The 12,219-nt window shown below is 65.2% G+C and carries 15 protein-coding genes; 5 read left to right on the top strand and 10 right to left on the bottom strand.

Annotation, left to right across the window (positions count from 1 at the left end):
- Window positions 1-240 (bottom strand): RidA family protein (locus tag AC1D00_RS08815; protein WP_477010391.1); only part of this gene is annotated, 240 nt, incomplete at its 3' end.
- A gap of 246 nt (window positions 241-486) precedes the next feature.
- Between AC1D00_RS08815 and AC1D00_RS08820 the strand changes: the two genes are divergently transcribed.
- The 3 genes from AC1D00_RS08820 to AC1D00_RS08830 all read left to right on the top strand — a co-directional run bounded on the left by AC1D00_RS08820 (window position 487) and on the right by AC1D00_RS08830 (window position 2,467).
- Complete coding sequence (locus AC1D00_RS08820) at window positions 487-1,332, top strand: cell envelope integrity EipB family protein (RefSeq protein ID WP_404557045.1); 846 nt, start codon at window positions 487-489, stop codon at window positions 1,330-1,332.
- A gap of 234 nt (window positions 1,333-1,566) precedes the next feature.
- Complete coding sequence (locus AC1D00_RS08825; RefSeq protein ID WP_135177263.1) at window positions 1,567-1,968, top strand: RidA family protein; 402 nt, start codon at window positions 1,567-1,569, stop codon at window positions 1,966-1,968.
- Between the two features lie 58 nt (window positions 1,969-2,026).
- A complete protein-coding gene (locus AC1D00_RS08830) occupies window positions 2,027-2,467 on the top strand; it encodes a MerR family transcriptional regulator (RefSeq protein WP_477010392.1) in 441 nt (146 codons plus the stop codon).
- Here the strand turns inward: AC1D00_RS08830 and AC1D00_RS08835 are convergent.
- From AC1D00_RS08835 to AC1D00_RS08850, 4 genes are all read right to left on the bottom strand, one after another.
- A complete protein-coding gene (locus AC1D00_RS08835) occupies window positions 2,444-2,854 on the bottom strand; it encodes a nuclear transport factor 2 family protein (protein ID WP_477010393.1) in 411 nt (136 codons plus the stop codon). The two genes, AC1D00_RS08830 and AC1D00_RS08835, sit on opposite strands and share 24 nt — an antisense overlap.
- A gap of 68 nt (window positions 2,855-2,922) precedes the next feature.
- On the bottom strand, window positions 2,923-3,330 hold the full coding sequence (locus AC1D00_RS08840) for an ACT domain-containing protein (RefSeq protein ID WP_477010394.1): 408 nt from the start codon (window positions 3,328-3,330) through the stop codon (window positions 2,923-2,925).
- Window positions 3,331-3,701: 371 nt separating this feature from the next.
- Window positions 3,702-5,006, bottom strand: a complete 1,305-nt coding sequence (locus AC1D00_RS08845; RefSeq protein WP_404557041.1) for a DNA polymerase IV — start codon at window positions 5,004-5,006, stop codon at window positions 3,702-3,704.
- A complete protein-coding gene (locus tag AC1D00_RS08850; RefSeq protein WP_011087883.1) occupies window positions 5,003-5,314 on the bottom strand; it encodes a DUF3572 domain-containing protein in 312 nt (103 codons plus the stop codon). Before AC1D00_RS08850 ends, AC1D00_RS08845 begins: the two co-directional genes overlap by 4 nt.
- 237 nt (window positions 5,315-5,551) lie before the next feature.
- Between AC1D00_RS08850 and AC1D00_RS08855 the strand changes: the two genes are divergently transcribed.
- Window positions 5,552-5,917 (top strand): response regulator, encoded by a 366-nt coding sequence (locus AC1D00_RS08855; protein WP_027547216.1) that lies wholly within the window; start codon window positions 5,552-5,554, stop codon window positions 5,915-5,917.
- Window positions 5,918-5,931: 14 nt separating this feature from the next.
- Window positions 5,932-7,305: a PleD family two-component system response regulator gene (locus AC1D00_RS08860; protein ID WP_477010395.1), complete on the top strand. Its 1,374-nt coding sequence runs from the start codon at window positions 5,932-5,934 to the stop codon at window positions 7,303-7,305.
- Between the two features lie 159 nt (window positions 7,306-7,464).
- Here AC1D00_RS08860 and AC1D00_RS08865 read toward each other — a convergent pair whose 3' ends face one another.
- The 5 genes from AC1D00_RS08865 to AC1D00_RS08885 form a co-directional block, all read right to left on the bottom strand.
- Entirely contained in the window at window positions 7,465-8,448 is a 984-nt protein-coding gene (locus AC1D00_RS08865; RefSeq protein WP_456619054.1) for an ABC transporter ATP-binding protein, read from the bottom strand.
- Window positions 8,441-9,448 carry an ABC transporter ATP-binding protein gene (locus AC1D00_RS08870; protein WP_477010396.1) on the bottom strand — a complete coding sequence of 336 codons (1,008 nt, stop codon included), beginning with the start codon at window positions 9,446-9,448 and terminating at the stop codon, window positions 8,441-8,443. Before AC1D00_RS08870 ends, AC1D00_RS08865 begins: the two co-directional genes overlap by 8 nt.
- Window positions 9,445-10,872: an amidase gene (locus AC1D00_RS08875; RefSeq protein ID WP_477010397.1), complete on the bottom strand. Its 1,428-nt coding sequence runs from the start codon at window positions 10,870-10,872 to the stop codon at window positions 9,445-9,447. Before AC1D00_RS08875 ends, AC1D00_RS08870 begins: the two co-directional genes overlap by 4 nt.
- Before the next feature lies 1 nt (window position 10,873).
- On the bottom strand, window positions 10,874-11,797 hold the full coding sequence (locus AC1D00_RS08880; RefSeq protein ID WP_477010398.1) for an ABC transporter permease: 924 nt from the start codon (window positions 11,795-11,797) through the stop codon (window positions 10,874-10,876).
- Between the two features lie 2 nt (window positions 11,798-11,799).
- The coding region (locus AC1D00_RS08885) for an ABC transporter permease (RefSeq protein ID WP_477010399.1) at window positions 11,800-12,219 on the bottom strand (420 nt) is incomplete at its 5' end.

Genomic DNA, 12,219 nt, shown 5'->3' on the forward strand with positions numbered 1-12,219 from the left:
GACCTGGGCGAGCAGGTTGACGGCGCAGCCGCGCGCCGCCGCGGCGCCGTCTTCGATCGAGACGCCGGCACCCAGCTTGCCCTTGGCGATCAGCTTGCCGGCGGGATCGAAGCAGACCTGGCCGGACACGAACAGCAGATTGCCGGTGCGCACGAACGGCACGTAGTTGGCCACGGGGGTGGGGGCCTCGTGCAGCTTGATGCCCTGTTCCGCCAGTTTCTGCTCGACCGTGCCCGCCATCTTCGACCTCGTTGTCCAAAAATCATCCACCCCGGCGCGGCCCATTGGTGCCCGGGTGCGTCCTGTTTCGCCCATCGTGCCGCCACATGCAAGCAACCCCAAGGGGCTGCATTTTGTTGAGGCAGGGCCGGAGGTTCAGGGCGAGGGCCGCAACTTTACGTGAAACGGCCTCAGTTGCGACGCAATGGAACGGTCATTAAAATGTCGAATCTGCTGTCCCCAAGGACGCATCTTCAAGGAACAGACATGATGCACCTTTTCCGGACTTCGCTCGGTGTGATGGCGCTCGCGGCGGCCGCTTGTGGCCCCGGAGGCGGGGCGCTGGCCGCCAACGGTCCGTTCCTCGCGCATCAGGCGCTCTATGACCTCAGCCTCGTCAAATCGCGCTCCAATTCGGTCAACAGCGCGCGCGGCCGCATCCTCTACAACTTCACCGGAAGCTCCTGCGAGGGCTACACCTCCGAATTCCGCCAGGTCTCCGAGCTCGACAGCGGCGAGGGCAAGGTCACGCTCAGCGACCTCCGTTCCAATTCCTGGGAGGATGCCGCGGGCAAGAGCTACCGCTTCAAGATCGAGACGCGGATGAACGAGGCCGACGCCGGCCGGGTCGACGGCTCGGCGGAGCGCGACGGCGACCACATCAACGTCAAGCTGAAGCTGCCGGCGCCGAAGAGCTTTACGCTCGACGGCAAGATCGTGTTCCCGACCGAGCAGATCCAGCGCATCATCGCCGCCGCCAGGGACGGCAAATCGCTGCTCGAACTGTCCGTCTACGACGGCTCCGACGACGGCCAGAAAGTCTACAACACGCTGACCGTGATCGGCCAGCCGATCCCCGCCGACCGTGCCTCCTCGACCGATCCGTCGACCACGGACGAGCACATGAAGTCGCTCAAGCGCTGGCCCGTCACCGTCAGCTATTTCGACCGCGAGGCCCAGCAGAAGGAAGGCGAGCAGACGCCGATCTATGCAATGGCGTTCGAGCTCTATGAGAACGGCGTCTCGCGCCAGCTCGTGCTCGACTACAATGATTTCGTCATCTCCGGCGCGATGGGCAAGTTCGACGTGAAGGACAGCAAGCCCTGTAATTGAGCGTCGATCGTCATTCCGGGTTCGGTCCCGCGGACCGCCCCGGAATGACGGCGAGGGTTGTTTGTCGGTTCTCACTCGGTGTCGTCATTGCGAGCGYAGCGWAGCAATCCAGAACTTTSCGMGGAGGGATTCTGGATTGCTTCGTCGCAWGAGCTCCTCGCAATGACGGGCTAGCCCTCGGGACCCTCTCCAGCTACGCTCTCTCCCAACCGCAAACTCCGGGAGGCAAGCACCATGCCCAAGCTCGACCATCTCCGCCCCAGCGGCCTGCATCACAATCCGGCCTATTCCCACGTCGTCACCGCCACGGGCGCGCGGACGATCTACATCTCGGGCCAGGTGTCGACCGACGAGGAGGGGCGGATCGTCGGCGAGGGCGATCTCGCCGCGCAGACGACGCAGGTGATGCAGAATCTCGGCCACGCGCTGAAAGCTGCCGGCGCGAGCTACGCCAACATCGTCAAGATCACGACCTTCGTGGTGAACTACAAGCCGGAGCTGCGCCCGATCATCGGCAAGGCCCGCTCGGCCTTCTTCGAAGGCATGGAGCCGCCGGCCTCCACCCTCGTCGGCGTCACCGCGCTTGCCGCGCCGGAATGGCTGATCGAGATCGAGGCGGTGGCGGTCGCTGATTGAGGAGACCGCGCAGGATGGGTTGAGCCTGGCGAGGCGGTTTCGAACGAGAGGGAAGACCATGTCGCGGGAGCTTCGCATCGGAGAGGTCGCCAGCCGAACGGGCCGCAGTATTCACACCATCCGTTGGTATGAAGCTCAGGGCTTGATCCCCGGCGTTATCAGGGATCGCGGGGGACGGCGCGTCTACAGCGATTTTCACGTTGGCTGGTTGGATCTGATGGAGCGCCTGCGTGGCACCGGCATGTCGGTCAAGCAGATGCGCGAATATGCGGCGCTTGCGAAACGGGGCGAAGCAACGCTGAACGAGCGTCACGCGCTGCTCGCAGCCCACCAGCAGCGCGTGCAGGACAACATCCAGCGTTGGTCGCAGGCTTTGGCGCTCATCGAAGCCAAGGTCGAATTCTATGAGGAGTGGATCGCCGGCGGTGAAAGACCCGCCGTGTCGCCGCATGGACGCCTCAAGGCTGCGCCGGCCTCATTGGCTGCCGGGCGGCCTTAGCACCCTCTCGACCAATGCGGTGTCCATGTACTCGGTCAGCTCGCGCAGTTTTCCGTCCGCCATGCGAATGACGAAGCAGTAGGTGTTGGCGTAGAGCTCGCCGGCAAGCGTCGTCGCATTGCCCCGGCACTCGGCGACGACGTAATCGCCTTCAGCAATGATGCGGGATGCCGTGAGGCTGGTGGGAGCGGTGAATTGTCGGTGGAGAGGCCTCATCAGGCGCTCCAGCACGTCGGCCTTGCCGACATACTCGCCGGACCAGGCCGTCGAGCCGGTGATCCGCCAGACGAAGTCATCTGYCATCGCGGCGATGAACGGGTTGGGGTCGCGGCGTGCGCGCGCATCCATGATGTCCTGAATGAGCGCCTTGTTGTCGGTCACTGTCATGGGCTGTCTCCTTGAATCGAGGCCAGCCATCTCTTTACAGGCTAGAGCATGCTCTAGATCAAGCTCAATCAACCCTGTTTCGGACCGAACCTGTCATGCAAGAGAGCCATCGCTTCATCGGCCCTGTCGGCAGGCACGAAAAGATGATCGTGATGGAACGCCGAAACGGCATTCACGCTGATACCGGCGTCGGCCAGTCGCGCCGTGATGGCCGCCAGAAAGCCTACCGCATCGAGCGCGGAGTGAACCGTCAGCGTGATCAGGCGCGAGGCAAGCGCGTAGCGTAGGCCTGACGCCTCGGCTTCTTCGCGCAGGATCACCAGCGTCGTTCCTTCCTGCTCGCGGAACGTCAGCAGTGGGTTGACCGCTGCGGGAATGGGCTCGCCGGGTGGGATCGTGCAAAACACGAAGGTGCCGGGCTGCATTTCCGGCTTCACGTTCCTCAGCAGCGCGTCGAGACCGCGTTCGCCTGTCATGGTGCCAGTCCGCGAGCGGGTAGGACCGTTTGAGCCCTCGCCAAGCTATCGATGCCGGAAGCTGTTGGAGCCATGGTCGACATACCTTTGTATATCTTTCCTAATCCTTCTCATACGCTGACCTTACGCTGGTACAATTGAGCGACGGCGGGAGATTCTTATAATTTGAGTCCACTCGGGTCACTGCGAAGAGGCTCAAATGAACGTCGTCATTCGAAAGCTCAACGGCTTGTGGCACCTCATTGTCGGGTCTTGTCAGATCCGAACTCCGTTCCTGGAAACTCAGGATCGGCAGTTGGTCGTTCAGTATGCCAGGCGCGTCTATCCGGGTGCACGGATCTTCGAACGCGACTGAGTTGAGCAGGGCTCTATCACTCCCGCGCCTTCTCCGGCCCATCATAGGCGATGCCGCGGATCACCGCGGCGCTGCCGAACTTCTTGCGCAGGCTGTCGACGGCGCGCTCGGCGTGGGCGGCGCGGCGGTCGAGCATGTCGGTGTCGTCGGCGGGCGAGCCTTCGCGCAGCGCGCTGACGCCGGCACCCATCAGGCGGAAGGCGGTGCCGTCGATCTCCTTGGCCAGCATCTCGCGGCAGATCGAAAAGATCTTTGCGGCGAGCTGCGTTGGCGCTGCGATCGACTGCGAGCGCGTGCGCTGGCGGAAGTCGGAAGTCTTCAGCTTCAGCGTGACGGTCGAGCCGGCGAGCTCGCTGCTCTTCAGCCGCGACGACGTCTTCTCGCAGAGGCGCCAGAGAATCTTCTCCAGCGTCGCGAAATCGCGGATGTCGGTTTCGAACGTGGTCTCGCTGGAGATCGTCTTGGCGCCGCGATCGGGCTCGACGCGGCGGTCGTCGATGCCGCGGGCAAGACGCCACAGCCGGCGGCCGTCGCTCGGAAATTGCCGCATCATCTCGATCTCGTCGGCCTTCTGAAGGTCGGCGATGATGCGGAAGCCGCGTTGGACCAGGCGTTCCTGCGTCGCAGGGCCCACGCCGAAGATAAAGCCGACCGGCCTCGAAGCCAGCATCGAACGCGCTTCCTCCTGATCGAGTGCGGCAAAGCCGCGCGGCTTGTCGAGATCGGAGGCGATCTTGGCCAGGAACTTGTTGCAGGACAGGCCGACCGAGACGCTGATGCCGATGTCGCGTTCGACGTTGCGGGCAAACCGCGCCAGCACCTTTGCCGGGATCATGCCGTGAACCCGTTCGGTGCCGGAGAGGTCGAGGAAGGCCTCGTCGATCGAGAGCGGCTCGACCAGCGGCGTCAGCGCCTGCATGGCCTGGCGCACCTCGCGGCCGACGCGGACATATTTGGCCATGTCGGGTCGGATCACGATCGCGTGCGGGCAGGCTTCCAGCGCCTTGAACATCGGCATGGCGGAGCGGACGCCATAGGTGCGTGCGATGTAGCAGGCGGCCGACACGACGCCGCGCTTGCCCCCGCCGATGATGACGGGCTTGTCGGCGATGTCAGGATTGTCGCGCTTCTCGACCGTGGCGTAGAAGGCATCGCAATCGATATGGGCGATGGTCAGGCTCGAGAGCGCACGATGGCGGACGAGGCGGGGGGAACCGCAAGCCGAGCAGCGCCGCACGCCCAGGTTCTGCACGTCAACATCCAGATCGGCCAGGCAGTCCCGGCAGAAGCAGCGGGGCCCGGCCGCCTCCAGGACGCTCACGGCACGTCGCGCTCCCAGGTCCGGTCGCCGAGCGCATCGCCCAGCACCTGCCGCGCCGCTGCAACGTTGGTCGGATGCAGCTCCGAGGCCGTGGCAAAGGCCTTCACGGTCGCGTCATCGCGCAGCACGAAATCGAGGACGCTGAGGAGGAAATTCGGGTCCGAGGCGGCGTTCCGCAGGGTCTCCGGGCCGACACCTGTCTCGGCCAGGAACAGGCCCAGCCGCTCGGGCTCGCCCGCGACAAAGGACAATGCCTGAATCGCAACGATTTCAGCGACTTCGCGGGGGTTGTGAACAGGCTTTTTCAAGGGGCCGGTTTGCCTTTCCGTTAACTTTCAGTGTCTACTTTGGAATATGCCCGAGTCTCGCGCCTGAGTCTTGCGACCCCCGACAAGCAACTGGAAACCACATCGCAGAAAGTGGCCCCTCGGGTTTAACGAAACTAGAGCGAATCTGAGGCTAGTTTGAATCCAGTTTTCGAAGCGCCGGGGAGCGGCGCCTGAGGCGTCACATGTATCGGGCTTCGTGCCAATCAGGAGGACGGGATGGCTAAGACCGTCCTGATCGTGGAAGACAACGAGCTCAACATGAAGCTCTTCCGCGACCTGTTGGAGGCGCACGGCTACCAGACCACGGGCACCAGCAACGGCTACGAGGCGCTGGATCTCGTTCGGAAGATGCGGCCCGACCTCGTGCTGATGGATATCCAACTGCCGCAGGTCTCGGGCCTGGAGGTGACGCGATGGATCAAGGACGATCCGGAGTTGCGCGCCATTCCCGTCGTCGCGGTCACGGCCTTCGCGATGAAGGGCGACGAAGAGCGCATCCGCGAGGGCGGCTGCGAAGCCTATTTGTCCAAGCCGATCTCGGTCGGCAAATTCATTGAGACGGTCCGGCGTTTCATCGGATAGGAAGTGAGTGCAAAGTGTCCGCGCGTATCCTGGTTGTCGATGACGTTCCTGCCAACGTCAAACTCCTCGAAGCCCGCCTGTCCGCCGAGTACTTCGACGTGATGACCGCCTCGAACGGCGCCGAGGCGTTGGTGCTGGCCAGCCGCGCCGAATGCGACATCATCCTGCTCGACGTGATGATGCCCGACATGGATGGCTTCGAGGTCTGCCGCCGCCTGAAGACCGATCCGGCGACGCACCACATCCCTGTCGTGATGGTCACCGCGCTCGACAGCCCGTCCGACCGCAACCGGGGGCTCGAAGCCGGCGCCGACGATTTCCTCACCAAACCCGTCTCCGACGTCGTGCTGATCGCGCGCGTGCGCTCGCTGACGCGGCTGAAGATGATGACCGACGAGCTGCGCATGCGCGCCATCACCTCGCTCGAGATCGGCATGCAGGCGCCGGAGCGCACTGCAGTCGCCGACACCGGCAAGGGCGGCCGCATCCTGCTGGTCGACGACCGCCAGTCCTCCTATGAGCGGCTGGCAACGCTGCTTGCCGCCGAGCACACCGTCGATGTCGAGCCGAACCCGACCGAAGCGCTGTTCCACGCCGCCGAGGGCAATTACGACCTGCTGATCGTCTCGCTCGACCTCAACAATTTCGACGGCCTCAGGCTATGCAGCCAGGCGCGCTCGCTGGAGCGCACGCGCCACGTGCCGATCCTGGCGATCGCGGACCCCGAGAACTCGACGCGGCTGCTCCGCGGCCTCGAAATCGGCGTCAACGACTATCTGCTGCGTCCGATCGACAAGACCGAGCTCTTGGCGCGCGCCCGCACCCAGATCCGCCGCCGCCGCTACACCGATCATCTGCGCGACAACGTGCAGAACTCGATCGAGATGGCGATCACGGATGCGCTCACCGGCCTGCACAATCGCCGCTACATGGAGAGTCATCTGGCGACGCTGGCCGAGCAGGCCGCGACGCGCGGCAAGCCCCTGGCGCTGATGATCCTGGACATCGACTATTTCAAGTCGATCAACGACAATTACGGCCACGATGCCGGCGACGACGTGCTGCGCGAAWTCGCGGTGCGCGTCCGCAAGTCGATCCGCGGCATTGATCTGGCCTGCCGCTACGGCGGCGAGGAGTTCGTCATCGTGATGCCGGAGACCGATCTCCATGTCGCCGGCATGGTCGCCGAGCGCCTGCGCCGCTCGATCGCGGGCGAACCGTTCGCGATCCACAAGGGCACCAAGCGCATCGAGGTCACGATCTCAATCGGGCTGACCACGCTGGAGCAGAAGGGCGAGGCGGTCGCCGACGTCCTCAAGCGCGCCGACACTGCGCTATATCGCGCCAAGCACGACGGCCGCAACCGCGTGGTGTCGCAGGCGGCGTGAGGGCCGCTCGCACAAAAGTCGCGAAAACAACCCCATGCACAGTAGCCGGCAGTAGTCGGATCAATGGCGTACGCGGCTAGATTTAACAGCTGCGGAGCGTCTCCAATATGGGGGCTATCGCCGGCGCGACCCTGGATCGACGCCTTTCCTCGGCTCAGACTATTGCGACCTCACGAGGTGACAGGCGGACATGTGCCCACGCCCCGCTTTCCCCGCGCCGCGCGGCTTGAGAAAAGGGACTTCCTCGGCACATCTCGGCTCGGCGAGCGGGCAGCGCGTGCGGAACCGGCAGCCAGAGGGTGGATCGATCGGGCCGGGCACATCCCCCGAAAGCCGAATCCGCGCCTTTCGCTCGGCCGAGACGTCGGGGTCCGGGATCGCCGAGAGCAGGGCTTGCGTATAAGGATGCTGGGGCGCGGTCATGATGTCTTCCACCGGCCCGACCTCGACGATCCGCCCCAGATACATCACCGCGATCCGGTCGCTGATGTAGCCCACAGCGGCCAAGTTGTGCGCCACGAAGACATAGGTCAGGCCGAGCTCGCGCTTCAAGTCGCCCATGAGGTTGAGGATCTGTGACTGTACCGAGACGTCGAGGGCCGAAATCGGCTCGTCCGCGACGATCAGCCGTGGCCGCATGATCAGCGCGCGCGCGATGCCGATCCGCTGCCGCTGTCCGCCCGAAAACTCATGCGGGAACCGGTCCATCGCATCCACGGGCAGGCCGACCTGGCTCAGCACTTCGGCGACCTTGTCCGTCAGTTCCGGCTTCCCGATGCGACCCTGCGCGCGCAGCCCCTCGGAGACGATCGCCCGCACCTTCATCCGTGGATCCAGGGAGTCGTTGGGATCCTGGAAGATGTATTGCAGTTGTCGCCGCGCCAGTTTGCGCGCCTTGCCGCCGAGTTCGGCGAGGTCGTTGCCCTCAAGGCTCACGTGCCCCCGGGTCGGCGTGGTCAGGCCGACGATGAGCTGGGCCGTCGTCGTCTTGCCGCAACCGGATTCACCCACCAGCCCCAGAGTCTCGCCCTCGTAGACGTCGAGGTAAAGATCGTCCACCGCCTGGACCACCGCCTTGCCCTTCGGCGAGCGCGTCGTGAAATGCTTGGTCAGGCCGCGCAGTTGCAACAGCGATTCAGCCATCGGAGGTCTCCACGGCCGCGGCATCGGACACCAGCAGCCAACAGGAGGCCGCGTTTTCACCACTGCGCACTTGGGGCGGGGCGGCATCCCGGCAGCGTGCCATGGCCTGTGGGCAGCGGTTGGCGAAACGGCAGCCCGCAGGCCAGAGCTTCGAGCTCGGCACGATCCCGGGGATCGAGCTGAGGCGCACGTTGCGGTCCATCCCCAGACGGGGGATGCAGGCCATCAGCCCGCGGGTATAGGGATGGCGCGGCGCGGACAGCACCTGTTTCACCGGGCCGGTCTCGACAACCTGGCCGCCATACATCACGGCGACCTCGTCGCAGATCTCGGCGACGACACCGAGATCATGGGTGACGAACATCACGGCCATGCCAAGCTCCTGGCGCAGCTTGACGATCAGTTCGAGGATCTGGGCCTGGATCGTGACATCCAGTGCGGTCGTTGGCTCGTCAGCGATCAGCAGGCTGGGATCGCAGGTCAGCGCCATCGCGATCACCACCCGCTGGCGCATGCCGCCCGACAATTCGTGCGGGTAGCTGTCGACACGCTTTTCCGGCGCGGGAATCCCGACGAGACGCATCAGCTCCACCGCGCGCTCGCGCGCCGCGCGCCGGGAAATCCGCCGGTGTAACTGCAGGTTCTCGATTATCTGCTCGCCCACCGTGAAGACCGGGTTCAGCGAGGTCATCGGTTCCTGAAAGATCATCGCGATCTCGTTGCCGCGCAGGCCGCGCAGCGTCCGCTCGTCCTCCCGCACCAGATCGCGCCCCTTGAACAGGATCCGGCTGCCGGGCTCGATCCGGCCCGGCCTCTGGATCAATCCCATGATCGAGGCGCCGGTGACACTCTTGCCTGAGCCGGACTCGCCCACCACCCCCATGATGCGTCCGGGGTGAATCGTGAGATTGACCCCGTCGACCGCCTTGGCCACGGCGTCGCCGGTGTAGAAATAGGTGCGCAGATCACGTAGCTCGAGAAGGGCGCCCAATTCCGTCATGAGGCCATGTCCAGTTCCGCCTGGGGGTGACGCGCGTTCCAGCTCAGCGCCTTCTCGAACTGGCGGCTGGCCCGCAGCACCAGCGCCTCCTCGTTCGGGCGGCCGATGATCTGCAGCCCGACCGGCATGCCGCCGACGAAACCGCAGGGCACGCTGGCCGCGCAGTAGCCGGCGACGTTCACCGGCAATGTGTAGGAGACGAGTGCCGGAATCCGTTGGGTCATGTCATTCGGATCGATGACGGGCGAGGTGATGCCGATGGTCGGCGCAAGGATCAGGTCGGTCTCGGCGAAGAGCCCGTCCAGGTGGCGAATGAACTCCGCACGGCGCATCACCGCGAGGGAATATTGCGAGCCAGTCACTTCCGAGGCCCATTCGAAGCGGGTGCGCGCATAGGGCGTGAGCTGGCTGAAGGTCGCCTCGTCGCGCATCAGTTGCTCGCCCAGAGTGGCATGCCGGTCGACGAACTCCAGCACCCGCCAGGCTTCGTCGAGACCCTCCGTCGCAAGGACGACCGCCTCATCGCGCAGATCGGCGCCGAAATCGGTGATGAGCTCGGCGGCGGCGCGTACTGTGCGCAGCACCTCCGGATCGGTGAAACCCTGCGCGAACCTGTTGTCCCACCAGGTCGCACGCACGCCTTCGATGCCATTTTCCAGACTGCTGAGGTAATCGGGCGGCGTGTCGGTCCGGCAGAACGGATCCTCCGGCATCGGTTCGGCGATGACCTGCAGGAGCGTCGCCGCATCCCGCACGTCCCGTGCCATCGGCCCGACCGCGGTGCAGAACACCGCGGAGCCCAACCCGCCATGGCGCGGCACACGCCCGAAGCTCGGCAGAAAGCCGTAGATGCCGCATTGGGCCGATGGCAGACGGATCGAACCACCCGAGTCGCTGCCGATGGCCAGCGGCCCGAAGCCTGAGGCGAGCGCAGCCGCCGCCCCGCCGCTTGAGCCGCCCGAGGTCTTCTTGCGGTCCCAGGGATTGCGGCATTCCTCGGAAATCAGCCCCACCGTCCGCCAATACATGCCGAATTCCGGCGTATTGGTCTTGCCCAGGATCACGCCGCCAGCGGCACGGATGCGCGCGGCGCAGAAGCTGTCCGACTCGGGCACGTGATCGACGAAAGCCTTCGAGCCGCTGGTGGTCCGCAGCCCCCGGGTGAAGAACTGATCCTTGATCGTAACAGGAACGCCGGCCAACGGGCCCAACTTCTCCCCGGCGGCGATGCGGCGGTCGACGGCGCGCGCCTCTGCCAGGGCCATATCGCCCGCCACTGTCAGGAACGAATGGATGCCGCCGTCGTGGCGCGCTATCCGCTCCAGCAGTAGACGGGTGATCTCTTCGGCGGAGCTTTCACCGCTGGCCACCAGCGCGCGCAGACGCCAGGCCGGTTGCCAGTGAATATCGTTCTCCAAACTCATGTCACTTCTCCGCTTTGGGATCGAATTTGTCGCGCAGCCCGTCACCAAGCAGCAGGAAGCCAAGCACGATCAGCACGATGGCTGCTCCGGGGGCGAGCACCAGCCAGGGGGCATGCGTCATGACCGAGGTGGAGTCCGCGATCATCGCGCCCCAGGTCGGGGTCGGGGGCTGAATTCCCATGCCGAGGAACGAGAGGGCCGATTCCGTCAGCAGGGCGGCGGTGATCGTCGAGGCGGTCTCGATGATGAGGGGGGTGGAGATATTGGGCAGCACATGGACGAGCAGGTTGCGCCAGGCCGGAACGCCCAGCACCTGGGCGGCCTTGACGAATTGCCGCTCGCGCAGCGACAGGGTTGCTCCACGGGCCACCCGGGCGAATGGCGGCACGAAGAGCACGCCCATCGTCATGATCAGATTGCCCAGGCTGTTCCCCAGCACGGCAACCAGGGCGATCGCCAGGAGCAGCGGTGGAAAGGCCTGCAAGACGTCAAGGAGACGCATCAGCAGGAGGTCTGCCTTGCCTCTGGCATAGCCCGCGGCCATGCCCCAGCTTGTCCCCACGACAAGGGCGAAGGCGGTCGCGGCGGCCGCCACGATCATCGAGCTGCGGGAGGCGTAAAGCGTTCGGGTCATCACGTCACGCCCGAGCAGATCGGTGCCGAAGGGATGTGCCGCAGAGGGCGGCCGCATCGACATTCCGACGAGATCATTCGGACCGAAGGGCAGAAGCAACGGCCCGAGCAGGGCACACGCCAGCAGGATCAGCAGCAGCGCGGCCCCGGCCTGCACCAGCAGGTTCTGACGCCGGAAAGCGGCCAGCGGGTGCAGAGCAAGCCGCGCCTTCGACCGCGTCATTGGCCGCCCCGTGGGCCGTGCGCGCGCGGCTTCTGGGGCGGCGGTGCCCGAGATCGTGTTGTCCGTCATGGTCAGATCCGCGGGTCAAGGCGGTGATAGGCCAGGTCGACGGCGAGGTTGATCAGCACCACCATCGCGCCGACGACGATCACCGCCCCCTGCACCAGCGTGTAGTCCCGGCTGCTGATCGCGCTCAGCATCAGCTGGCCCAGCCCCGGCAGGCCGAAGACCTGCTCGACCACCACCACGCCCGAAATCAGCTGTGCCGCAATCAGACCCGAGGCGGTGACCACCGGCAGCAGTGCCGTTCGCAGCCCGTGTTTCAGCAGGACCCGCCAGGGACCGGCCCCCTTGGCCCGGGCCATGGCGATATATTGCTCGCGCATGACTTCCAGCATCGCGCCTCGCGTGTAGCGCATGATCGTCGCAGCGGCGGCCAGCGACAGCACGGCGGAGGGCAGCAGGAGCCCCTCGACGGCCCCCCAGAAATC

The sequence above is a fragment of the Bradyrhizobium sp. P2_E8 genome, from assembly GCF_056403875.1.

Excerpts from the sequence above, each read along its gene's own strand:
- AC1D00_RS08825 (WP_135177263.1), top strand. The coding sequence starts at position 1,567 with ATGCCCAAGCTCGACCATCTCCGCCCCAGCGGCCTGCATCACAATCCG.
- AC1D00_RS08880 (WP_477010398.1), bottom strand. The coding sequence starts at position 11,797 with ATGACGGACAACACGATCTCGGGCACCGCCGCCCCAGAAGCCGCGCGC.
- AC1D00_RS08855 (WP_027547216.1), top strand. The coding sequence starts at position 5,552 with ATGGCTAAGACCGTCCTGATCGTGGAAGACAACGAGCTCAACATGAAG.
- AC1D00_RS08820 (WP_404557045.1), top strand. The coding sequence starts at position 487 with ATGATGCACCTTTTCCGGACTTCGCTCGGTGTGATGGCGCTCGCGGCG.
- AC1D00_RS08870 (WP_477010396.1), bottom strand. The coding sequence starts at position 9,448 with ATGACGGAATTGGGCGCCCTTCTCGAGCTACGTGATCTGCGCACCTAT.
- AC1D00_RS08865 (WP_456619054.1), bottom strand. The coding sequence starts at position 8,448 with ATGGCTGAATCGCTGTTGCAACTGCGCGGCCTGACCAAGCATTTCACG.
- AC1D00_RS08830 (WP_477010392.1), top strand. The coding sequence starts at position 2,027 with ATGTCGCGGGAGCTTCGCATCGGAGAGGTCGCCAGCCGAACGGGCCGC.
- AC1D00_RS08840 (WP_477010394.1), bottom strand. The coding sequence starts at position 3,330 with ATGACAGGCGAACGCGGTCTCGACGCGCTGCTGAGGAACGTGAAGCCG.
- AC1D00_RS08875 (WP_477010397.1), bottom strand. The coding sequence starts at position 10,872 with ATGAGTTTGGAGAACGATATTCACTGGCAACCGGCCTGGCGTCTGCGC.